General features: G+C 43.7%; 17 protein-coding genes and 1 pseudogene. 3 read left to right on the plus strand and 15 right to left on the minus strand.

Annotated elements, in window-relative coordinates:
* Nucleotides 1-36: 36 nt before the first annotated feature.
* Nucleotides 37-1,878: a GH32 C-terminal domain-containing protein gene (locus QZ311_RS01040; protein WP_297062950.1), complete on the minus strand. Its 1,842-nt coding sequence runs from the start codon at nucleotides 1,876-1,878 to the stop codon at nucleotides 37-39.
* Between the two features lie 210 nt (nucleotides 1,879-2,088).
* Between QZ311_RS01040 and QZ311_RS01045 the strand changes: the two genes are divergently transcribed.
* The 3 genes from QZ311_RS01045 to QZ311_RS01055 all read left to right on the plus strand — a co-directional run bounded on the left by QZ311_RS01045 (nucleotide 2,089) and on the right by QZ311_RS01055 (nucleotide 9,927).
* Complete coding sequence (locus QZ311_RS01045) at nucleotides 2,089-4,821, plus strand: substrate-binding domain-containing protein (RefSeq protein WP_363323587.1); 2,733 nt, start codon at nucleotides 2,089-2,091, stop codon at nucleotides 4,819-4,821.
* A 258-nt stretch (nucleotides 4,822-5,079) separates the two neighbouring features.
* Nucleotides 5,080-8,088, plus strand: coding sequence for a TonB-dependent receptor (locus QZ311_RS01050; RefSeq protein ID WP_297062953.1), 3,009 nt, complete (start codon nucleotides 5,080-5,082; stop codon nucleotides 8,086-8,088).
* Between the two features lie 69 nt (nucleotides 8,089-8,157).
* On the plus strand, nucleotides 8,158-9,927 hold the full coding sequence (locus tag QZ311_RS01055; protein WP_297062956.1) for a RagB/SusD family nutrient uptake outer membrane protein: 1,770 nt from the start codon (nucleotides 8,158-8,160) through the stop codon (nucleotides 9,925-9,927).
* Nucleotides 9,928-10,082: 155 nt separating this feature from the next.
* Here QZ311_RS01055 and QZ311_RS01060 read toward each other — a convergent pair.
* The 14 genes and pseudogenes from QZ311_RS01060 to QZ311_RS01125 all read right to left on the minus strand — a co-directional run.
* A pseudogene (locus QZ311_RS01060) lies at nucleotides 10,083-10,763 on the minus strand (GDP-L-fucose synthase); the annotation flags it as partial.
* Nucleotides 10,764-10,839: 76 nt separating this feature from the next.
* A complete protein-coding gene (locus QZ311_RS01065) occupies nucleotides 10,840-11,982 on the minus strand; it encodes a dTDP-glucose 4,6-dehydratase (RefSeq protein ID WP_297063051.1) in 1,143 nt (380 codons plus the stop codon).
* A 6-nt stretch (nucleotides 11,983-11,988) separates the two neighbouring features.
* On the minus strand, nucleotides 11,989-12,696 hold the full coding sequence (locus tag QZ311_RS01070) for a hypothetical protein (protein ID WP_297062958.1): 708 nt from the start codon (nucleotides 12,694-12,696) through the stop codon (nucleotides 11,989-11,991).
* Nucleotides 12,697-12,703: 7 nt separating this feature from the next.
* Nucleotides 12,704-13,570, minus strand: a complete 867-nt coding sequence (gene rfbD, locus QZ311_RS01075; RefSeq protein WP_297062960.1) for a dTDP-4-dehydrorhamnose reductase — start codon at nucleotides 13,568-13,570, stop codon at nucleotides 12,704-12,706.
* Nucleotides 13,567-14,142: a dTDP-4-dehydrorhamnose 3,5-epimerase gene (rfbC, locus tag QZ311_RS01080; protein WP_297062962.1), complete on the minus strand. Its 576-nt coding sequence runs from the start codon at nucleotides 14,140-14,142 to the stop codon at nucleotides 13,567-13,569. The genes rfbD and rfbC overlap by 4 nt, the downstream gene beginning before the upstream one ends.
* Nucleotides 14,143-14,144: 2 nt before the next feature.
* The gene (gene rfbA / locus QZ311_RS01085) at nucleotides 14,145-15,050 is read right to left on the minus strand and encodes a glucose-1-phosphate thymidylyltransferase RfbA (protein ID WP_297062964.1); all 906 of its coding nucleotides are present in this window, start codon (nucleotides 15,048-15,050) and stop codon (nucleotides 14,145-14,147) included.
* 6 nt (nucleotides 15,051-15,056) lie between these two features.
* Nucleotides 15,057-16,124, minus strand: coding sequence for a DUF1972 domain-containing protein (locus QZ311_RS01090; protein WP_297062966.1), 1,068 nt, complete (start codon nucleotides 16,122-16,124; stop codon nucleotides 15,057-15,059).
* Between the two features lie 11 nt (nucleotides 16,125-16,135).
* Nucleotides 16,136-17,242 carry a glycosyltransferase gene (locus QZ311_RS01095; RefSeq protein WP_297062968.1) on the minus strand — a complete coding sequence of 369 codons (1,107 nt, stop codon included), beginning with the start codon at nucleotides 17,240-17,242 and terminating at the stop codon, nucleotides 16,136-16,138.
* Between the two features lie 7 nt (nucleotides 17,243-17,249).
* Nucleotides 17,250-17,795: a DapH/DapD/GlmU-related protein gene (locus QZ311_RS01100; RefSeq protein WP_297062970.1), complete on the minus strand. Its 546-nt coding sequence runs from the start codon at nucleotides 17,793-17,795 to the stop codon at nucleotides 17,250-17,252.
* An 8-nt stretch (nucleotides 17,796-17,803) separates the two neighbouring features.
* Entirely contained in the window at nucleotides 17,804-18,640 is an 837-nt protein-coding gene (locus QZ311_RS01105) for a glycosyltransferase family 2 protein (protein ID WP_297062973.1), read from the minus strand.
* Nucleotides 18,591-19,760, minus strand: coding sequence for an O-antigen ligase family protein (locus QZ311_RS01110; protein WP_297062975.1), 1,170 nt, complete (start codon nucleotides 19,758-19,760; stop codon nucleotides 18,591-18,593). Before QZ311_RS01110 ends, QZ311_RS01105 begins: the two co-directional genes overlap by 50 nt.
* Nucleotides 19,761-19,987: 227 nt before the next feature.
* Nucleotides 19,988-20,812 (minus strand): DUF4422 domain-containing protein, encoded by an 825-nt coding sequence (locus tag QZ311_RS01115; RefSeq protein ID WP_297062977.1) that lies wholly within the window; start codon nucleotides 20,810-20,812, stop codon nucleotides 19,988-19,990.
* A 2-nt stretch (nucleotides 20,813-20,814) separates the two neighbouring features.
* Nucleotides 20,815-21,948: a UDP-galactopyranose mutase gene (gene glf, locus QZ311_RS01120; protein ID WP_297062979.1), complete on the minus strand. Its 1,134-nt coding sequence runs from the start codon at nucleotides 21,946-21,948 to the stop codon at nucleotides 20,815-20,817.
* Nucleotides 21,938-23,389: a flippase gene (locus tag QZ311_RS01125; protein ID WP_297062981.1), complete on the minus strand. Its 1,452-nt coding sequence runs from the start codon at nucleotides 23,387-23,389 to the stop codon at nucleotides 21,938-21,940. The genes glf and QZ311_RS01125 overlap by 11 nt, the downstream gene beginning before the upstream one ends.
* Nucleotides 23,390-23,400 lie beyond the last annotated feature (11 nt).

Genomic DNA, 23,400 nt, shown 5'->3' on the forward strand with positions numbered 1-23,400 from the left:
TTTTTATTTTCTATGAATTCTATAATACAACTTTGTTTACTTGATTGAATAAATCCGGAAGTTGGCTATCTTGGAGGTTCCGCCCTCTGTCTTCACTGATAATGTTGAATAGGGCTCATTCGGAAAAACAAGATTTGTCATCACAAAACGGCCATTGTCGCCAAAGACCTCAATGCTCGAGCGGTCAATGAAAATACGAAGGCTTATATTTTTGCCATCACCGAAAGTCGGTGACAATGTCACAGCCGGAAAATCCTGACTGAAATCGACAATGCCGCTTTCACGGCGGTCAAACGAAAGCGTACGCGCCGCAACATCATAAATCATCACTACTTTTTCACCCTTGCTGTTCGAAAGTTCCATGCTGACTTTCCCTGCATTACCCGGATTGACATCCGCCAATATTTCGCAAACGCCATCATTCTCAGAGGGCAAACGGAATGAAACCGGTTTCTGCCCTATCTTCTTTGATTTTACATCAAGAGTAAGTTTACCGCGAAGTGCCTCCAGTTCCGGAGAGGGCGAAGATGAAGCGTATATCTCTCCGTCAGCTCCACGGAAAAGTCCGATTTCACGAGGAAGAGTGTTCGCACTCCTGAACTGCATGGTCGGCACTTCGGGAGCATATTGCCAGTTGCTCATCCAGCCGATAACTGTACGGCGGTTGTCCGGAGCATCGCTAAAACTTACGGTAGCATAATGGTCCTTACCATAATCGAGCCACTTTGTAGGGACATTGCCCGACGCATCCGTATCAGCCACAAATGTTTTGCCGTCAAAGTCACCGACAAAATACTGAGTCGCACTTCCGCCGAACGGGCCACCTGGATTCAGGTTGCAGAGCAACACCCATTTCTTCTCACCGGAGCCCTCTACAGGCAATTCAAACAAGTCGGGACATTCCCAGACACCGTCCTGCGCACCAAGCCCACGTCCAAAACGGCTCTGCAAGGTCCAATCCTTCATGTCGGGAGAGGTGAAAATCAACATCTCGTGGTCAAGCGCATGTGCGAGCACCAAAGTCCATTCTTTTGTGTCAGGATTCCAGAACATGTTCGGGTCACGGGCCTCGCTCTCAAGCGTAAGGACAGGATTGCCCGCATATTTATTAAATGTCGCGCCATTGTCCTCACTCCAAGCAAGGCTCTGAATCTGGCTGGCGTCAGCCGAAGTGTACATGGCTACTATCGCATCTTTCCCGAACCCGGCACTATTGTCCTTGTCGACCGCTGAACTGCCGCTGAAAATCATACCGAGGCCGTCGGGCTCAATCACCGCATCTTCCGACCGTGTCCAATGAATGAGGTCAGGACTTGTCGAATGTCCCCACGAAAGATTCTGCCACTTTGATCCGTAAGGATTCCACTGATAATACAAATGCCAGACACCGTCTTTATAAAACATTCCGTTAGGGTCATTCATCCAGCCGAAGAGAGGAGTGTGATGGTAAGCCGGACGAAATTTCTCACGGTTGGAAACGTCAAAAGTATCCGACACTTCAAAATTGGTCCAACACGCATCTTCCTTAGCCTCCCGGACCGACGAACGATTCTGGGATGTCACTACGTTAAGGAGAAGTTTCTTCCCCTTGTACTTTTCAATATTCAGCGGAACGGTGTAATCTACCTTGGATTTTGCAAGACGCACACTCAGTGTCTTATCAAGCCGTCCATCAACGAGGACATTGACGGCAGCCTCATCGTTTGATTCCTGAACAGGAAGTATGAGATACTTTCCGTCAGTCGTAACCCGGACCAAAGTGTTGTTTGTCCCGAGATGCTCGACTTCAACACCGTTGCCGGCCATTGCATTCTGGTTGCCGGCTATTGCGGTAGCTGCTGTAACCAGAGTCATCATGATATTGGAAAATTTTTTCATATTTATTATAAGGTTTATGTCGCGTTTGATTTTGACAATGCAAATCTACTAACTATTTCAAACAGCAAGTATTAAAAATCATGCATAAGGTACAACAAATGTTGCATCGCACAAAATTTGCAAGTGAAGGCTCTGTTTTTCATATTATTATGATTATCTTTGCATGTATCGAACAAAACCTATCCAACAGACCGAATAATCTGAGACCACATGAAGAGGATTTATTTATTATTTCTTACAATCATATCCTTATCTGCGCTCCTGTCCTCATGCCATGAGAAAAAGACATATCGGATTGGAGTGTCGCAATGCAGTCAGGATGACTGGCGCACAAAAATGAACGATGAAATCAACCGTGAGATAATGTTTCATCCTGAAGCGACCGTTGAGATACGCTCCGCTGACGACAGCAACGAAAAGCAGATTTCCGACATACGTTACTTCAAAGATAATGGCTTTGACATAATCATCGCAGCCCCAAATGAAGCCGATGCCATAACACCTATTATAAAAGAGGTATATGACTCAGGGATACCTGTCATTATTTTTGACCGCAACATCAACGGAGACAGTTATACCGCCTACTTGGGCGTAGATAATGCCGGAATCGGCCGATCGGCAGCCCACTACGCCCGACATCTCATCGGTAAAGGCGGAAAAGTGATAGAAATCTACGGGCTTGCAGGCTCAACACCGGCCAAGGAGCGCCACTCCGGATTCATCGAAGGGGCTGCACAAGAAGATATAAGCATAATCGCGTCAGCTTACGGCAATTGGAATTATGACGATGCCGCAAGCGTATGCGATTCTTTATTTTCTGTCAATAAAGATGCCGATCTTATCTATGCCCACAACGACCGCATGGCCATCGCCGCATCAGAAATGGCCAGAAAACATGGACTCGACGTTAAGGTCATCGGTATCGACGCTGCCCCGGAAATAGGCATAAAGGCTGTGGCCGACAGTGTGATTGATGCAACATTCCTCTATCCCACCGAAGGCCACCGGCTCATCCGCACAGCGTTGGCCATACTCAAGGGAGAGCCCTATGAAAAGGTTTCAACCTTTCCAATTTCATCGCCGGTCGATTTAAGCAACGCAGACATACTGCTCCTTCAGAATGAATCCTTGAAAGAGGAATCAGCAAAAATAAAAATGCTTAAAAGTCAGGTTGATGATTTCTGGAATCAGCATTCGGCACAGACATCCCTGTTTTATGCCACAATAGCGATTGTCGTACTGCTGCTTGGTGTACTATTTCTTGTCCTTCGCACTTTCTGGCAACGCCAGCACCATCAGAGACAGCTCATGGAACAAAACCGCTTGCTTGAAGAACAGCGCGATACACAGAAAGCGCTAAACGAGCAACTCCATGTGGCCACACAATCAAAACTGATATTCTTCACAAACGTGTCGCACGATCTGCGCACTCCACTCACACTCATCGCCGAACCGGTCGAACAGCTTGTCAATGCCGACAACCTCACGCCCCAGCAACACACGCTGGTAAAAATAGCCTATAAGAACATAAAAATTCTTCACAGGCTCATCAACCAGATACTCGATTTCAGGAAGTATGAAAACGGTAAGCTGGACATAAATCCCGAGGAAGTCAGACTCAAACCGCTTTTGACTGACTGGGCCGATTCATTTCTTGCAATCGCACGCAAAAGAGACATTAAACTGAACATTGACATCAATCTACCCGACAATTTTTCAATAGCCATTGACATTGAAAAAATCGAGCGTGTGGTTTTCAACCTGATGTCAAACTCTTTCAAATACACACCTGACAACGGTAAAATCAAATTTTCGGCCAATTGCGACGACAGTGAAACGCTCGTTTTGTCTGTAGCCGACACAGGGCGTGGAATCGCAGCCGAGGATATTGACAATATCTTCGACCGTTTCTATCAGGTAGACAAAATCCATCCCAACGGCTCAGGCATAGGACTCTCTCTTGCAAAAGCATTTGTCGAGCTACATGATGGCAGTATCGAAGTGGACAGCCGCCTAAACGAAGGTACTCTGTTCACAGTAAAACTGCCCGTTAGACATGTGGCCGGGACAAACAGCGAGATAGCGACAAAAGCAATCTCAGAAACCGACGTGGAAACAGAACTTGGAGAAATCGAGACAAATCGACCGGAAGCCGACACAGACAAGCCGCTCTTGCTCGTAATCGACGACAATGAGGATATCCGCAATATGCTTGGCCAGCTTCTTGCCGATGAATATACCATAATTTTTGCATCTAACGGCAAAGAAGGGTTGCGACTGGCCGCGAAATACGTACCTGACCTGATTGTCTGCGACGTGATGATGCCTGTCATGGACGGACTTGAGTGCTGCCGTAGGATAAAGGATGAAATATCCACTTCGCATATCCCTGTACTACTCCTGACAGCATGCTCAATGGACGAGCAAAGAGCCCAAGGCTATGAGAGCGGCGCGGACGGTTATGTGGCGAAACCGTTCAACACCACTGTACTGAAATCACGCTGCCGGAATCTTATCGAAAACCGCAGACGCATCAAAAATCTATGGGGCAATCAGTCACCCCTCGCAACCACTCCGGCTGAAACGCCAAAGCCCAAAATCAATCCTGACAGTGAAAACGAGTTCTACGCACGCTTTCTTGATATAGTATCGGCTGAAATGGGCAACCCTGACCTTAATATCGACCGGCTTGCGTCAGAGATGGGGCTCGGCCGATCTCAGCTATACCGAAAAATAAAGGCACTTACCAATTATACGCCTGTGGAACTTTTGCGCAATCTCCGTCTCAAACGCTCTCGCGAAATGCTGACAACTACACAGAAATCAATCAGCGAAATCGCCTATGAAGTTGGATTCTCGACACCGGCCTATTTCACCAGATGCTACAAGGAAGCGTTTGGCGAAACCCCATCGGAGCTTCGCGAACGCATCGCCGCAAAATAAGAATCCGGTTAAAACAGTCACCACCACATAGCTCATCATAAATGCCGGAACGTGCAATCTGCCCAGTTCCGGCATCTATTATATAATAACATAATAACCATCAATCATTGCGACACAATAGAATAGTAAGAATGTTGCGTTGTGTATTAAAATTTCAGCCATGACCGATTTTTAATACCCGATGCAACATGAGTGAAAGACGCAAACATAATTCTATCAATAACTTTGCGTCAGAAAACTTTACCAATCATAATAGACATGAAAAAAACAATCCTGTTTGCGTTCTTCCTGCTATTGGCTGCGATAGGCGCACAAGCACAAAACATCACGGTGCATGGCACAGTCCTTTCAAAGACTGACGACGAGCCATTAATCGGAGCATCCGTATTCTCTGAAACCCTTAAATCAGGAGCGGCCACGGACATTGACGGCCGATTTACAATCTCAGTCCCGGAAGGGAGCAAACTGACCATTTCGTATGTAGGGTATGTTACTGCGACAGTCGAAGCCCGTGCGGAAATGACAATACATCTTAGTGAAGACAGCGAGATTCTTGACGAAGTGGTTGTTGTCGGTTATTCTTCCGAAAAGAAATCCGACCTCACAGGTTCGGTATCAGTGGTCAAGATGAAAGATGTGTCCGACACTCCTACCGGCAACGTCATTCAGGCTCTGCAAGGACGCGTGGCAGGTATGAGCATCACCACCGATGGCACACCGGGCGGTTTAAGCACAGGAACTTCAATCCGCGGTGCGTCGTCGTTCCGCGGCGATGCCAACGGTCCGCTATATGTCATCGACGGAGTTATGACACGCGAAAATCCCGGTACGATTCTCAACAGCAATGATGTGGAGTCAATTCAAGTGCTCAAGGATGCCGCATCTGCTTCAATCTATGGCGCTCAGGCAGCCAACGGAGTCATCATCATCACCACCAAACGCGCAAAGAAAGGAGAATGCCGTGTGACATTCGACGCGACAATGACACTCCAGACATACCAAAGCGGACTCGACATGCTCAACGCCGACCAGTGGGGCGAAGTATATTGGTCAGCCTATAAGTATTCATACGGAACAACCCCTACTTCCGAACTCTATGGAAACGGCGCGACTCCAAAACTCCAGCCATATGCCAACCTCAATGGTGTCATGGTCAATCCTCAGAACACCGACTGGGAAAAAGAGATTCACCGCACAGCACTCATGCAGACCTATAGCGTCGGTCTTTCAAAAGGCGACGAGAACGGCACTTCATCCATGTCGCTCAGCTGGCTCGACCACGACGGCATCATCAAAGGCTCGGATTTTCAGAAAGCCAACGCTCGCTTCAGCTCTGACTACGGTTTCATCAACAACCGTCTCCGTGCCGGTGGCAATGTCACTGTCAACTGGTGGCGTCAGCACAACGCACCCGGCGGAATCGAAGAAAATGCCATCAAAATGCACCCGGCCCGTACTGTTTATGATTCAGAAAGCAATTTCAACGATCAGGTTGCATTCGGTCTCAATGACACTCCCAACCTGATGCGCCAGATTAAAGAGGAAGCGACCAACAAACGCGAATACTGGAGAGTGTTCGGCAACGCCTATCTCTCAATCGAACCGATCAAGAATCTTATCGTCAAGACCAACTTCGGCGTGAACTACCACAACGGCAATGACAAAATATTCACTCCCGCCAATCTGCGCGACAAGACAAACAGCCTCTTCCAATATTCAAGCAAGACCACTGACTGGGTGTGGACCAATACCGCACAGTACAATGTGGATTTCGGCAGAAACTCTCTGATGGCACTGATTGGCATTGAAGCAAAGCGCAATCATTTTGAAGATATGTTCGGCGAGGGTAAAGGCCTTGAAATCGAAGACCCCAATTATCTCTATCTCGGCAACGTCACTTCAAATAAAAACACAGGTTCAGGCGCGTCGAACTACTCGATGTTCTCTGTATTCGGAAAAATCAATTACACATGGGACAATAAATATCTCGTATCCTTCACTCTGCGTCGCGATGCCTCTTCCCGCCTTTCCAACAGTCATAATTACGACTGGTTCCCATCAGTTTCTGCCGGCTGGCGCATCTCACAGGAAAAATTCATGGAAAGCACCCGCAACTGGCTCAGCGACCTGAAAATCCGTGGCGCTTACGGAGTCAACGGTAACGATATCATAGCTAACGACGCTTTCTATGCAAAATATGCAATGGACCTCGACCGTGCGGCATATGCAATCGGAGGCGGCAATACCCTCACTCCCGGCGCACTCCGTTCGCGCAGCACCAATCCCGACCTCACATGGGAAAAGACCTACCAGACAAATGTCGGATTCGACGCATCGCTTCTCAACAGCAAACTTAACTTCTCGTTTGATTATTTCTACAAGAAGACCAACGATATGCTCGTTGAAAAGCCATATATCGCAACTATCGGTGAAGGAGGCTATTGCTGGTATAACGGCGGTTCGATGATCAACAAAGGTGTTGAAATCACGGCCGAATGGCGTCAGTCGCTCAACAAGGATTTCAGCTATAACATCGGTCTCAACGTCACAGCAATGAAAAACGAGGTTACCGACCTTATGAAAGATATCTACTACACATGGGGCGGCGGCAACGGTATTGACAAGAGTATTGTTGGACAGTCTCTCGGTTCATGGATGGGCTATAAGACCGATGGCATTTTCCGCACTCAGGAGGAAGTCGACGCATACAAGTCAAAGTATAAAGTCAGCTTTGGCAATCCGGCAGTAGGCCGTGTGCGCTACGTCGACACCAACGGAGACGGCGAAATCAATGACCGTGACCGCACTTGGCTCGGAACAGACCTTCCGAAAGCCCAGTTCGGTCTGACACTCGGAGCGAACTGGAAGGGATTCGACCTCAGCATGTTCTTCAACAGCATTATTCGTGACGCTTGGAACAATTCTAAATTCTACACTGACTTCTTCCCTCTTTGGACAGGAAACCACGGCACTCAGCTCCTCGGGGCAGCCAACGCTTATGAAAAATATCTTCAGACAGGCTACTACGCATCAAATATCCCGGCTCCATCAGTCGACAACAGCAATAACGAAAATGAAGGTTCGGAATATTTTATTGAAGACGGTTCGTTCGTACGCCTCAAGACTCTTTCACTGGGCTACACACTCCCCCAGAACATACAGAGTAAACTTAGTCTGAAAAATGCCCGCATCTACTTTCAGGCACAAAACCTCTTCACATTAACAAAATACACCGGTGCTGACCCCGAAGGTCTCGGCTATCCATAAGCCCTGCCCCGCCAATACACGTTCGGAATTCAGTTCGGTTTCTAAAATTAATCTTAAATACTGACCAAAATGACACTTAAAAATATCATGACTGCTGCGCTTGTCTGCCTTACACTCACAGCATGCAGCGACGACTTTCTTGAAAATAAGCCTCAAGGACCGCTCTCCGAAGGCAATATGAACGATCCTCAGGCTGTAAACCTCCTTGTCAGCGGAGCTTATGCGACATTCGGATGCAGATACGCAGATTCAAATGACCCGCACTGGTTTCCTGTCACCAACTGGAGCTATGGAGAAGTGCGTGCCGACAACGCTTACAAAGGTGGCGGCGGTGAGACTGACGCTTGGGAAATCCATGACATGGAAACAGCGAAAATTAAGCCCAACAACGGATTTCTTGATGGAAAATGGTTTAACGTTTACTGTGGAATCTCACGTTGCAATTCAGCAATCCGCGCGCTCAACAAAGTTGATGAGAATATAATCCCGGAGAAAAATACTCGTATCGCCGAAGTGAAAGTAATCCGTTCACACTGGTATTTCGAACTTGTCCGTCTTTTCAACCGAATCCCATACATGGACATCAATCTCCCGGAAAACGCGTATCAGTCTGTAAGAAACGATGAGTTCACACGCGAACAGCATCTCGCACGCATCGCTTCCGAACTCCTTGAAGCTGCCGAAGACCTTCCAGAAACCCAGACAGAAATCGGACGTGTTAACCGTCACATTGCCCTTGCCTATGCGGCAAAAGTCAAGCTCTATCAGGCATACGAACAAGATTCTCAGACCAATGCAGTGGTCAATATCAACAAGTCGCTTCTTCAGGAAGTTGTCGATCTCATTGACCGTGTGCAAGGTTACGACCTTCTTGCCGATTTCCAGCAACTCGACCTTCTCGAATATGAAAACGGACCTGAATCCGTGTTTGCTATACAATTTTCAAAAGACGATGGCTCAAGCGGTGTTGGTCGCATCAACTGGAGCATGCTTCTGAATTCTATGACAGGCCCCGGATGCCCTTGGCAAGGCGACGGATTTTTCCTCCCCTCGCAAGATCTCGTCAACGCATATCAGACAGATGAAAACGGGTTGCCACTCTTCGACTATCAGAACCGTCCAGACTACGGAAAGGTAGTATTCGATTCCAACGGAAGTTATACACTGGGAAATGTGGATGGTAATGTCGATCCACGCCTCGACTTCGTAATCGGTCGTCCGACAATCAGATACAAAACTTATACCGAACGTCCCTGCGGCCTGTGGGTGCGCAACAGCGATACCTATGGCTACAACAACACCAAACGCTTCTGGCTCTCACCTGAATCACCTGATGCCACACAAGGCTGGCCGTGGGGAGCATCGGCTCTCAACTGGCAGATTATACGCTATGCCGACCTTCTTCTCTACAAGGCTGAAGCCCTGATTGAAATCGGAGGCAATGGTCTCGACGAGGCCCGCACTCTCATCAACCGTGTCCGCAGCCGCGCTATGAACAGCAATTATGTCAGTGATTTCAATGACCCGTCGAAAGATGCCGCCAACTATAAAATCGGTCTTTATCCCGCCGCAAGCTGGAATCAGGAATATGCCCGCAAGGCTCTTCGCACAGAAATGCGTCTCGAGAAAGCAATGGAAGGCGAACGCTTCTTTGACCTCGTGCGCTGGGGCATTGCAAAAGAGACGATGAACAACTATTTTGCCGCAGAAAAGGATAACCGCATCTATTATCAGAATGCGTCATTCGAGACCGGCGAGGAATATTTCCCTGTCCCCGTCGCTCAATACAACTTCTCAGGCGGTATATATGTCCAGAATCCCGGCTACCCGGCATTCTGACAATACCAGACAACTTATATAGGATATAAAATAAGGTAGAATAAGGTTCATAAAGGTTATTAAAAAAGACTGTCCCCGTGATTTCCGGAATGAGAAATCACGGGGACAGTTAGTGTAATCTGTATTATCTGTTAGTTGGTGTGTGAGATGTGAGGTCAGCGCTCGGCGCGCATTGGGTTTGAGAGGAAGTCGTCGTAGGCGAGGCGTATGCCTTCGGCGAGGGAGGTTGATGCTGTCCAGCCGAGTCGTGTGGCCTTGGAGACGTCGAGGAGCTTGCGGGGTGTGCCGTTTGGCTTGGTGGTGTCCCATTCGATTCGTCCTTCGTAGCCTACGGTCCGGGCGACGAGTTCGGCGAGTTCACGGATGGTGAGCTCCTTGCCTGTGCCGGCGTTGACGGTCTCGTTGCCGGAGTAGTTGTTCATGAGGAACACGCATAGTTGGGCGAGGTCGTCGACGTAGAGGAACTCGCGCAGCGGCGAGCCGTCGCCCCAGCATGTCACGACCGGTTCGCCCGCGAGTTTCGCTTCATGGAAGCGTCGGATTAGTGCGGGGAGGACGTGGGAGTGCGTGGGGTGGTAGTTGTCGTTCGGGCCGTAGAGGTTTGTTGGCATGACGGAGATGTAGTCCGTGCCGTACTGACGGTTGAGGAACTCGCAGTATTTCAGTCCTGAGATTTTTGCGAGTGCGTAGGCCTCGTTGGTCTTCTCGAGTTCGGATGTGAGCAGGCATGACTCGGGCATTGGCTGCGGGGCCATGCGAGGGTAGATGCACGACGAGCCGAGGAATTCGAGTTTTTTGCATCCGTTCTGCCATGCGGCGTGGATGACGTTCATCTTTCCCACTCAAATATTAAATCATACGATGGCCACGATTCAAAATTTCGTATTGATTCAATCCGTTATATCTTCATTATTATCTGTTCTTATACATATCGTCGTAGTATTTTTCGTAGTCACCGGAAGTTATGTTGTCCATCCATTCCTGATTGTCGAGATACCAGCGGACGGTTTTTTCGATTCCTTCCTCGAACTGCAGGGATGGTTCCCAGCCGAGTTCGCGCTGGAGTTTGCGGGAGTCAATGGCGTAGCGCATGTCGTGGCCGAGGCGGTCGGTGACGTAGGTGATGAGTTCGTCGGAGTAGCCTTCGGGATTGCCTAACAGACGGTCGACTGTGCGGATTACTACCTTGATGATGTCGATGTTTTTCCACTCGTTGAAGCCGCCAATGTTGTATGTCTCGGCAACCTTGCCATTGTGGAATATGGTGTCAATTGCTCGGGCGTGGTCGACGACATAGAGCCAGTCGCGTACGTTCTCGCCCTTTCCGTAGACAGGAAGTGGCTTGCGGTGACGGATGTTGTTGATAAACAGCGGTATCAGCTTTTCAGGGAACTGATAAGGGCCGTAGTTGTTGGAGCAGTTTGTCACGAGCGTTGGCATACCGTATGTGTCGTGGTAGGCGCGGACAAAGTGGTCTGAAGAGGCCTTCGATGCCGAATAGGGTGAATGCGGGTTGTATTTTGTTGTTTCGAGGAAGAACTCTGTGCCGTAAGCGTGGTGGTGTTCGGAGGAGGATGCCGTGGTTGTAAAAGGCGATTCGATACCCTCGGGGTTTGTCAGCTCAAGAGCGCCATAGACTTCGTCGGTGGATATGTGGTAGAACATTTTGCCTTCATATCTTTCAGGAAGTGACTCCCAGTATTCCTTGGCGGCCTGTAGCAAGGCAAGAGTGCCCATGACATTTGTGCGGGCGAAAGTGAACGGGTCTTTAATCGAGCGGTCGACATGGCTCTCGGCGGCGAGATGTATGATTCCGTCAATCTCGTATTCCCTGATGATACGTCGCATTTCTTCAAGGTCGGAGATGTCAGCCCGGACGAATGTGTAGTTTGGCATGTCCTCTATGTCCTTGAGGTTTGCGAGATTGCCGGCGTATGTGAGCTTGTCGAGGTTGACGATGCGGTAGTCGGGGTACTTGTTAACGAAAAGGCGCACCACGTGTGAGCCGATGAAACCGGCTCCGCCGGTTATTAGTATATTACGCTTCATTTTTATATTCAATTACTCTGTATAATTAATTTTATCATCTTTCCAGTTATGATATATACCTACAGCTTTAATTTCAATTGGATTCTCATTACATATCAATGAATATGGATCACATGAGATATGCTTATAAAGTATAGTATCAGATGCCACAACACAATTAGGTGGCAGATTAATATTTTTATAGACTTTGCAACTATTTGCAAACCAACAATTATGTCCAATCTCTATATTGCCAAAACCCTTGGAATATCTCCCTGTGTTAATAAATGTTAACTTGTGAAAGTCGGTATCCGAAAACATACAATTCCATCCGACTAACACTTCTCTACCAAACTGCACACTATTGTAACATATCAATTTGAGAGCGGCTGTGGCACGAAAAAAATCGTCTAACACAAGATGGCCTCCAGCTCCTACAGCAATAGAAGAATTATTGCCGATTAAAACACTGCCCTTAAATGTTATCACACCTTTATTTTCATAAATAATTCCATTATTGGGATAAATACTGACACAATTACATCCTAATTTAATCATGCCAAATTTTACAGGGCAATCTATGACGATACGCCCAGATGTAGCCACAAATTTGGGTTTATATAATAATATCGGGAGTTTAATCGCTTGTGAAATCGGCAGTTGTTTAAAATTAAACCAGATGGATGGCAGCAATGCTCGTAATATCCAACTATATTTCCTTATTTTATTAATTAAAACCATAAATACTCTATATTTTCTTTATGTTTTTAATGCAAACTTTTAGAGAGTCGGTCCAATAGGGTATTTTTAAACTGAATGTTTCCTTGAATTTTGTCTTATCGAGGACTGAATATGAGGGGCGGACTACTTTGGAGGGAAATTCGTCGGAGTGACACGGGCGGATATCGCAGGTGGTATTTCCGGCATATTCCGCTATCATCTTTGTGAAGTCGAACCATGAGCACACGCCCTCGTCTGAATAGTGATAGATGCCTTCGTTTCCTTCTATCTTTCGGTTTTCAATAATGAAGAAGATTGCATCGGCAAGGTCCTGAGCATATGTTGGCGTACCGGCCTGGTCGAACACGACCTTCAGTTGCGGTTTGGTCGATGTCAGGGTTAGCATTGTCTTTACAAAGTTCCTGCCGTATTCGCTGTATAGCCAAGCGGTACGGAATATGAGTGATTTAACGCCTGATTTTGCGATTTCCTGCTCACCGTGCAGTTTTGTGAGACCGTAGACACCTGTTGGTGTACCCTTCTGGTCTTCCCGGCAGGGGACGTTGTAGGGCTCTTTGCCGAATACGTAGTCCGTTGAAATCTGGATGAGGGTCCCATCGTTTTCTTTTACAGCTTCCGCGAGGTTACGGACAGCTGTTGCGTTGAGCAGTTCGGCGAGCTCGGTATCGTCCTCGGCCTTGTCCACGTTGGTATAGGCCGCACAGTTGACAATTACCTTTACGTCGTTGTCCATAACCATCTGTCTGACAGACGTGGCATCTGTGATGTCGAGTTCGGCGACATCAGTGAAGATGTAATTGTCTTTTGAACCTTTGACAGCATTTTGGAGGCAGTTTCCAAGCTGTCCGTTGCCTCCTGTTACAAGTATGTTCATTTTTTGTACTGGTCTATGTTGAAATCAAATGGAGAATCGAATTCGGCAAGGACTGAATGGTTTAGATCCTTTTCGGACAGGATGGCTTTCGTGGGGTCAATCAGCCAGTCTATTCCAAGCGATTCATCCTGTATCGAGATTCCGCCGTCGGCTTCCGGATGGTAATAGTTGTCGCATTTGTACTGGAACACCGCAATGTCGCTGAGGACGGCAAATCCGTGGGCAAATCCGCGTGGGATGAAGAACTGGCGGTGATTGTCCTCCGTGAGTTCAACGGCCACGTGCTTGCCGTAGGTGGGAGAGCCCTTGCGGATGTCGACGGCTACATCGAGCACACGGCCTTTAACGCAACGCACAAGTTTTGACTGGGCGAACGGTGGGCGCTGAAAATGGAGACCGCGCATCACTCCGTAGGTCGAGCATGATTCGTTGTCCTGCACAAAGTCGATTGGACGCACCTTCTCGTCGAATTCCTTCTTCGAATAGCTCTCGAAGAAATAGCCGCGGGCATCCTTGAAAATGCGTGGCTCGATGATGACAACTCCGGGGATTGATGTTTCTATTACGTTCATATTCAGTCAAGATTTGGTGTGTCAGTTCGGTCGATTTCGTCAACCACTTTCATGAGGTACTGTCCGTACTGGTTTTTGAGCATGGGACGTGCGATTTCAACCATGCGTTCGCGTGAGATCCATCCATGGCGATAGGCTATTCCTTCGAGACAGGCAATCTTGAGCCCCTGTCGCTTTTCGAGCACCTCGACATATATTGAGGCCTCGGCGAGTGAATCGTGAGTGCCGGTGTCGAGCCAAGCGAAACCGCGTGGAAGAGTCTGGACCTTCAGTTCGCCGTCTTTGAGGAATTCCTGATTGACGGTTGTGATCTCGAGTTCGCCACGTGCTGACGGCTTGATGTTCGCTGCCACGTCTACCACTTTGTTTGGGTAGAAATAGAGGCCTACGACAGCATAGTTGCTCTTCGGATGCTCCGGTTTTTCCTCAATCGAGAGGCAGTTGCCGTTCTTGTCAAACTCGGCCACGCCGTAGCGCTCAGGATCATCGACCCAATAACCGAATACGGTTGCCTTGCCATCTTCCTCGGCTGTTTTCACGGCGTCTTTCAGGACACTCGAGAATCCTGCGCCATGGAAGATGTTGTCGCCGAGGACGAGGCAGGCGGAGTCGTCGCCGATAAAGTCCTTGCCGATGATGAATGCCTGTGCGAGCCCATCGGGCGATGGCTGCTCGGCATATGTGAATTTCACGCCGTAGTCACTACCGTCGCCAAGCAGCCGCTTGAATCCGGGCAGGTCTGTCGGGGTTGAGATTATAAGAATATCCCTGATTCCGGCCAGCATGAGGGTCGAAATTGGATAGTAAACCATTGGTTTGTCATAAATTGGGAGCATCTGTTTCGACACCCCTTTTGTGATGGGGTAGAGGCGTGTGCCCGACCCACCGGCAAGGACGATTCCTTTCATAATACGTTATTGATATAGTTTACAATATTGATCTGAAATATGTTTCCAAGTGTAACGACGGCTGGCAATCTCGACCATGTCCTGTCCGTTAAGCGATGTAGAATTTATATGGGAAATAATATCGTCAGTAGATTTAAAATAATATGCCTTGTTTTCTGTAGTTTCACGGTTGTAGACCACATCACAGGCTATAATTGGAATACCGAAGAACATGGCTTCTACGAGAGATGGGTTTGTCCCCCCCGCACTATGACCGTGCATATAGATTCCGGCATTTGAACGGAGTGCGTAAAGAATATCAAGATTATAGATGGCATCGAGAATTTTTATATTGGAATATTTTGAATAATTCTCTTTAAGTTTTCTCGAATATTCGCTGTGATTCCAGTTGCCGATGAATACCAATGTTTTATCTGTCTTTGAGAAGGCTTCAAGAATAATATGGCTATTATTCTCAGGTTCGATTCGGCATACGGTTATAGCGTAGTCTCCCTTTTTCAATCCGTATTTGTCAAGGGTAGAATCAATAAAATCGTCTGTGAGCTCTCGTTTGACATGATCACCTCCGTAGGCTATCAATTCTGATGGTTTGCCGTAAGTCGCGGTGACATAGTCTTGTATTCCTTTGTTGTCAGATACAACTATGTCGGCAAATTTAACGGCCATAGACTCCGACGTACGGAGAATCCAACGTGCCATCTTCCCCCACTTTGCCCGTCGATGTTCCAGTCCGTCTATATTCACAATTATTTTACTACGGCATAATGTTCTCAGAACAGGCATGAAAAGGCAACCAGAGACCCCTAAGATAAGGACTACGTCATACCCACTAATCACACGACACATTGAAAGGATGTCGTATGGAATGGATTGCGCCCCGTTGGCATGAAGACCGACATACTTTAGTGTCGCACCTTTGTACTGAGGAAGCCTGTCGGGCATATCCTTTGATGAACAGAACACCGTGTAGTCCACATTTTCAGGACAATGGACTCCCAGCAGATTCTCGACAAGACTCTCGAATCCGCCATAATTTGCCGGAACGCCCTGCGTCCCGACGATAGCAACTTTCATATATGATTGATTTATTTTATATCAAGCCACTTTACGAAGTCTGAAATAAAAAGCTTGATTTCAGACCTGTTTTCATATTTATTATAATCTGAGGTTGTATAATAAATAGACTGTCTATGTTCTCGGACTGTGTTCTCAAGTGTTTTGGCATAACTTTCTGCCGTATTGCCTGCAAGGACTCCAAATGATGGAAATTGAGATAACATCTGTTGGAAATAAGGAATATCGGAGGCTATAATAGGACGTTTAAAATAGAACGCCATTTCTAAAATACCGCTTTGGGATGTCTTTCTATAAGGTAAAGAAAGATAATCTACATTCTGATATAGATATCGAAGTTCATCGTCGGTGATATGCCGACGTATAATTTTGACTGATCGTCCTGTTTTTGGAACTACACGGTCAACAGCGCCATCAAAATCCTTACCCGCTATAATGATATTTAATTTATCGGCAATGTTGTTTTCTAAAAGGTTGACAGATTCTAGTAGAATATCTATACCTTTACTTTCACTTAGATTACCGAAAAATAGAATGTTTAGGCGTTTTTTATCTGTGGCATCAAATATATCTTTTGAAATATTAGTGGCATCATATTCCTTTGGGAATACATATTTGAAATGAGGAACAGAAAGTCGCTTGGATTTATAGCTATATTCCTTCAAAAAATCATTTGTTCGGGTTGAATGTGAGATTACAGCTTTAATTCTGTTTTGATAGAGATGTTTAAATCTATGTTTTAACCTCTCATTAGCATCAACATTTTGTGCAATTGCTTCATGGATATCAATCAGATGATGATGTGCTTGAGCAACTATTCTCATAAAAGGCAAATCAATAGAATTTCCGTAGGTCAGATAAATGTATATTCCATTAGGATATCTTTTTATGAACCGTTTTAGTCTAAGTAAATTTTTTAGTAATGCAACCCCTTTTATTAATTTATTACCCTTATATTGGTTGATAAAGAATGGTATTTCATCCACCCTATTAGGGTAATTGGACAGTATATTAACAGTTGTATTAGGAATATCAGAGAGGACATTTCTAAATGCTTCTAAATAATAGTGCATTCCACAATGTACCCCAAGATAGTCAACAAGATAAATTTGAATCATTATTCAGCTATTTTAATTTGATTTCTTCAGGCTTAGGAATATCGGATAGCTCGGAATAACGTTTACAGATACATTTTGCAGGGACGCCTGCCCATACTTCGTAAGGAGGAATATCTTTATTTACTACAGACCCTGCTCCGATGATTGCACCATCTCCAACTGTTACACCTTTTGTAAAAATTGTATTAGTTCCAATATAGCAGTAACGTCCGATTCTGATTTGTCCTCTGAAATAGGCAAATTCACGCATATTTTTAACATCCATATAGTGAGTTATAAGATGTACACCATCAGCTATGACAGAGCCATTGCCTATTATAACATCTTCTGGATGGATAGTATCCATATGTACTTTACCCATACGCACTACTCCTTTTTCAATGCTTACCCCTGCCATACGATAAATATTTGCTCGTGTAAACTTATTTATTGGCAATATATTCGCTGTTTTTAGCAAAATCATACGCCAATATCGTTTTAAACTTCGTTCACGTTTAACTCGTGGTTTGCCAGCAACAAAATCATCGTTTGTTATTTTTTCTATATCAGCCATCGTTTTGTTTATTTTAATAATTTCCAAGGTAATTGTATTATATTTTGGGCTATAAGGAAAAGAGGTAATATTTTTTTATTAAAATGCTTTTGATAGAATATTCTCCTGGATTTTTGGATATTTGAGATGCGCGATTTTGACCATGATTTAGTTTTGGTTGTATCGCTTCCTCCTTCTAAGTGGATAATTTCAGGACCGGGAATAATAAACCGTTTGAGATTAAGATTGTCCATTCGTTTTTGCCAATCAACCTCTTCGCAGTACATAAAATAATCCGGATCAAAGCCTCTAGTTTTCTCAAAAACTTCTCGTGGAACAAATAAGTCAGCGCCTGTAATATAATCGACAGAAAGTGGCTTTTTTACTTTATCAGGCATTGTGAGCCATCGTGGTTTTAAGAATCTTAGGTAGCGTGCTATCGCAGTCTTAAGTTCATATCCGGGTGTTATCATTTTCCCGTAAGAATGACAGGTATTTCCATCCGGACCTGTCAATATGCAACCCAGAGCTCCTAATTTTTCCTCTGCACTTTCAGCGAATCTGAAGAATTCACTTACAGCATCATTTAGAAGGACTGTGTCAGAGTTTAGATAGAATAGATATTTGCCTTTAGCCTGTTTCGTCCCGAGATTATTAGCACGGCCAAAACCAAGATTTTCGTTGCTTTCTATTAAAATAACATTAGGATATTCACATTTAACCATGTCAACTGAATCATCTTTAGACGCATTGTCAACTACAATGATTTCGTAATGGCAGCCTAATGTCTTGGATTGAATTGAATCAAGACAATCCTTAAGTAAGAGCTTGGTGTTGTAATTGACGATTACTATACTTACATCCATTATCGTCTCTATTAAATATTGTTTTTTGTGAATGTTGAGGAAGAGAGAAACATCCTAATAGTAGAATAGTCATTATTTGTATATTCTCACCAATTAATGGGACTAATCCCATAAATGGAAGGAATGAATAGATAATACAGCAGATTTTAACAAATAGATGTTGGGTAGTATGCTTCTTAAAATTATATTTAGAGCAGGAAATAAATAGCCAAAGATATGATAAGCATAGAAAAAGGCCTCCAATAAATATCATGCCGACAATACCTATATCAGCTACGAAAAAATAATCGCCTAAACATCCCTCGAATCCATTATTAAAATGGTAGCTAATATTACCGGATCCAAATATCGGACTATCTTTAATGTATGGAAAGGCAAGAAGTACTTCATTCAGTCGGGCTACACCAGAGAAATCACCTGTTTTTGCGGAATTAGAAACTCCAAAAAGATCTCCAATTACTATGAATCTCTGACGGACAGCCGGTAATGAAAACAAAATTAGAATTGTAAGAATGGCATAGGATAATATTTTCTTAAAGCTCTTATAGTTAAAATTTATTAGGTATGGAAGAACCCAGATTAATGCCATAGTAACTAACTGGATTCGACCTTTTGAGACAAACATTGTAAAAATGATTGTAAATATCATTTTGCGAATAGCTATTTTATCCTTGAAAGTATAAGCACAATAGCTCCACCATGCCATTGCAACGATGATAAACTCGCAGCCAAATGCCAATCGTTTTCCTCGTAATTCATTTTCTACTAAGGAAGTTTTATCAACAATATCATCACCTGTACTTGTTAATGACGATAATTTAATATTATCAATATCAAAAATATATAGTAGAATAATGTCTAATATCATCATCAACAAAGTAAAATTACAAATCTTATGGATTAATGTATTTGTATTAATTTTATTTTTTAGAACATATACTAATAATATAATCCATATACTTCTCAAAGAAGCAATTCCCATAAAGATTGGCTGATGAAAAATTCTATAAGCCTGAATACTGCATACTATAGGTATAAGAATGGTAATTGTGAATATTGCTAAATCAATTTTTTTTAAACTGTGTGACCAAGATTTAAATGCATAGATAAATCCAGCCATGAAGAGGATTAAACTAATTGGTGTTCGAATACTCATAGGAATAAAATCCTTAAACCCAGTGCCCCAGAAAATGATGAAGTATATCCAAAGCAATGAGACTAATGATTTTTTTGTTAGAGCCATGAATAATTTACGATGTTAATAAATGCTGTGAATTAATTAGAACAAAATCGTTGCAAATAATAATTTTTGAGCATTCCTAAAACTTATAATGTTTTAATTTATTTCTAAATACTATTAATATTGGCTATGATTCGAGTTTTTAAATTTCTCAAAAATAAATGCCCTTGTTTAATTTGCTTATCCTCAATTTTCACGATTGGTACATACTTGACTCGGAGATTATGTTTATGAACATAAACATTTAGAAGCCGTTCTGACATATAACCAAAAATTCTGGCTTGACTAGGATACTCAGAGATTTTACATTTTTTTTCTACCTCAAATAAAATTTTAAAAAGCCATTCTGAATAATCTTCAAAAATTTTATTATTGGTAAGGAACATATTATAATGCGATAGCTTATTGTTGTGCTCCATTATCTTAATAAAACTATCAAAATACTCAGGTGTAAGATTTTTAACAACTGCTTTAAGAATCTCATAATCCTCTATGATATGGCAATAGCAATAATCATGTTTCAACGAATAGGGGTATAGATTTGGTTTCGCTAACACTATATCATATTTTTGTAATATTTCAGAAATATTCTTTGGGAGTGTTGGCGGAGTCTTGTTTGCTTGGCTTACCGAAATACTTTTATAGCTTTTCCAAAATGGCAGATTTAGGTTAAAATCGAAATATCTACGATAATGAGACAAACCGACAAATTTGCCATACTTTTTGTTGCGCCATAGCCAATAATGTGCAGTAAGTTCACAATAATTTGGATTTTTCGAGGATATATTTTCTTCGGAATTATCCCCTGTTATTCCTAAATCACACTTGGATATTGCTTTACCCACTTGTATGGGAAAAAATCCATCTCCACATCTAAAATAGTCTGATTTATGACAACAGACTAGCATAGTAGTATCTTTTATAGTATCCATTATCAAAATAAATTGATTACTTGTTCAATTATCGGAGCCATATCATAATATTTATACTCTGCGAGTCGTCCTCCGAAAATGACTTTTGTTTCTTTCTCTGCAAGTTTGTGATATTGTTCGTAAATTGCTTGATTTTTGTCATCATTCACGGGATAGAATGGCTCCATGCCGTCAGTCCATTCTGTTGAATATTCGCGCGAGATGACAGTTTTGGGATTATCATATATAGCATTACCGAATGTCTCAAAATGTTTGTGCTCGATGATTCGAGTAAAGGGAATCTCGGCTGATGTATAGTTGATGACTGCATTACCCTGATAGTTCGACTGATTAAGAGTCTCTGTCTCAAATCGTACGGTACGATATTCAAGTTTGCCAAATCGATAATCGTAAAATTCATCGATTTTTCCAGTAAATACTATTTTTTCAGCAATATTTTCCCACTTGTTACGGTCTCCAAAGAAATCAGTATCTGTTCTGACTTCAATTCCATTAAGGAGACCATTGATAAGACGATTATAGCCACCGATTGGAATACCTTGGTATGAATCGTTGAAGTAATTATTATCAAAAGTCATGCGGACCGGTAGACGACGGATTATGAAAGCTGGTAGCTCGGAGCACGGACGTCCCCATTGCTTTTCGGTATAGCCCTTGATGAGTTGCTCGTAAATATCGCGTCCGATAAGAGAGAGTGCTTGTTCTTCCAGATTACGAGGTTCGGTTATTCCTGCAGAGCGCATATTCTCAACGGCCTCCTTTCGCTGCTCATCCAATTTCTCAATCGCTTCTGCTGGAGTTTTGACATCCCACATTTGATAGAATGTGTTCATGTTGAAAGGCAGATTATAGAGTTTGCCATTCGGAGCGATAGCAACCGGACTGTTAGTATAACGATTGAACGGGACAATTGAATTTACAAAATCCCAAACATCCTTGTTGGCTGTGTGGAATATATGCGCCCCGTACTTATGAACATTGATGCCCTCGATATCTTCGCAGTAGATATTACCGCCGGTGTGAGCTCTCTTATCAATAACCAAACATTTTTTCCCTTGTTTGTGAGCCAGATAAGCAAAGGTTGCTCCGAATAGTCCAGCTCCGACTATCAGATAGTCATAATCTTTATTTTCCATATCCAATTTTATTTTTTGCAATAGTCAACAATTCTATGCTAATTTGCTCTTTCATAGCCAAGAGTGTGATGAAATATGTAATTATGCCTACACCTATTCCTATTAGGATTTTAATTATGTCAGAATGGAGAGGGTATGTGAGCGTAAATACCGCAATTCCCATAATAAGGGTGGCAATTATGTATTTTAGATTGAATAATGCCGATAGTCTGAAAGGATAATATTTACGACCAAATATTATCTGAAGAAGTAATACCGAGAATTCAGCAATCAAAGTTGAAATGGCAGCTCCAGTTGCTCCATATTGCGGAATTAGCAAGAAATTTAGAATTAGATTTAATATAGCTGCTCCGGTAACACTGATTATCACCAAGTTGACTTTGTCCATCGGGTATAGTACCTGTATGCCCATTACATTGGTGAGACTAATGAAAATTATGACCGGGGCATTGAGATATAACACCGGTATTGAAGGATGGTATTCATTGCCACAGAAAATGATTGTGATAGGAGCAGCTAAAAGCATTAGACCGACGGTCATTGGGAGAGATAGAGCAAGTGTGACATTCAATGATTTATTTATTACCGATCTAAAGCCATCATGATCACCAGTTTTCAGTAAGTGAGAGCATCTTGGTAATAGGACTGTTCCGAGAGAGGTTATCAATGTTAGTCCTATATGAGAGATCTTTGTCCCAGCGGTGAAATATCCGACTGCATCATCTCCTGCCATAAAACCTAACATTATGGAGTTCAACTGTATGTATAGACTGATTATGAGATTCAGGATGAATACGTGAAGTGAGGGCTTGAGATGTCTTGTGATGTTAAGTTCCCGAAAATAGATTAGTCCGATATCAATATGCTTTCGCAGATGGACAAAATTTATCAGGTTATTTCCCACCGTAGAACCAACTATGATTAGGCCGTAGATTAATAAATCTGATTCATTATGGACAAAAATAAATAATGCGGCTGCAGCCAGCGTACGAATTATAATAGCCCGGATGGTTATAAACTTGAAATCTTCGATTCCCTGATAGAACCAGTTTACACCAATCGTGTTAAATAAAATTGTGAGACTTAAAATATAGAATAAAGCTGATTGCTGATGAATTTGAGGCACGAACTCTCCTAATATCCATACGCCTATATAGCCTAATAGACATAATCCGGTACTTAATAATATAATTTCAGCTGAAATTTTGTCACGGGTTGGTTTATCATCTCTATATTTGGCGATCTCTTTAACCGCATACATCGGAATACCAAGACTCGTAAGCAATACGATATATGAAATTATAGAATTGAGAAAATTGACTGAACCAATTCCATCTGGCATCAAGACTCTCGCAGCATAAGGGAAAGTTACCACTGGGAAAAGTATCCCCGTAATAGTGTTGATTCCATTAAGAAGTATATTACCTTTTACTGAGGCCATTGTTTTTAGTT

The sequence above is a fragment of the uncultured Duncaniella sp. genome (assembly GCF_910578445.1).
Taxonomy (GTDB): Bacteria; Bacteroidota; Bacteroidia; order Bacteroidales; family Muribaculaceae; genus Duncaniella.

Excerpts from the sequence above, each read along its gene's own strand:
- QZ311_RS01040 (WP_297062950.1), bottom strand. The coding sequence starts at position 1,878 with ATGAAAAAATTTTCCAATATCATGATGACTCTGGTTACAGCAGCTACC.
- QZ311_RS01045 (WP_363323587.1), top strand. The coding sequence starts at position 2,089 with ATGAAGAGGATTTATTTATTATTTCTTACAATCATATCCTTATCTGCG.
- QZ311_RS01050 (WP_297062953.1), top strand. The coding sequence starts at position 5,080 with ATGAAAAAAACAATCCTGTTTGCGTTCTTCCTGCTATTGGCTGCGATA.
- QZ311_RS01055 (WP_297062956.1), top strand. The coding sequence starts at position 8,158 with ATGACACTTAAAAATATCATGACTGCTGCGCTTGTCTGCCTTACACTC.
- QZ311_RS01070 (WP_297062958.1), bottom strand. The coding sequence starts at position 12,696 with ATGGTTTTAATTAATAAAATAAGGAAATATAGTTGGATATTACGAGCA.
- rfbD (WP_297062960.1), bottom strand. The coding sequence starts at position 13,570 with ATGAACATACTTGTAACAGGAGGCAACGGACAGCTTGGAAACTGCCTC.
- rfbC (WP_297062962.1), bottom strand. The coding sequence starts at position 14,142 with ATGAACGTAATAGAAACATCAATCCCCGGAGTTGTCATCATCGAGCCA.
- rfbA (WP_297062964.1), bottom strand. The coding sequence starts at position 15,050 with ATGAAAGGAATCGTCCTTGCCGGTGGGTCGGGCACACGCCTCTACCCC.
- QZ311_RS01090 (WP_297062966.1), bottom strand. The coding sequence starts at position 16,124 with ATGAAAGTTGCTATCGTCGGGACGCAGGGCGTTCCGGCAAATTATGGC.
- QZ311_RS01095 (WP_297062968.1), bottom strand. The coding sequence starts at position 17,242 with ATGATTCAAATTTATCTTGTTGACTATCTTGGGGTACATTGTGGAATG.
- QZ311_RS01100 (WP_297062970.1), bottom strand. The coding sequence starts at position 17,795 with ATGGCTGATATAGAAAAAATAACAAACGATGATTTTGTTGCTGGCAAA.
- QZ311_RS01105 (WP_297062973.1), bottom strand. The coding sequence starts at position 18,640 with ATGGATGTAAGTATAGTAATCGTCAATTACAACACCAAGCTCTTACTT.
- QZ311_RS01110 (WP_297062975.1), bottom strand. The coding sequence starts at position 19,760 with ATGGCTGGATTTATCTATGCATTTAAATCTTGGTCACACAGTTTAAAA.
- QZ311_RS01115 (WP_297062977.1), bottom strand. The coding sequence starts at position 20,812 with ATGGATACTATAAAAGATACTACTATGCTAGTCTGTTGTCATAAATCA.
- glf (WP_297062979.1), bottom strand. The coding sequence starts at position 21,948 with ATGGAAAATAAAGATTATGACTATCTGATAGTCGGAGCTGGACTATTC.
- QZ311_RS01125 (WP_297062981.1), bottom strand. The coding sequence starts at position 23,389 with ATGGCCTCAGTAAAAGGTAATATACTTCTTAATGGAATCAACACTATT.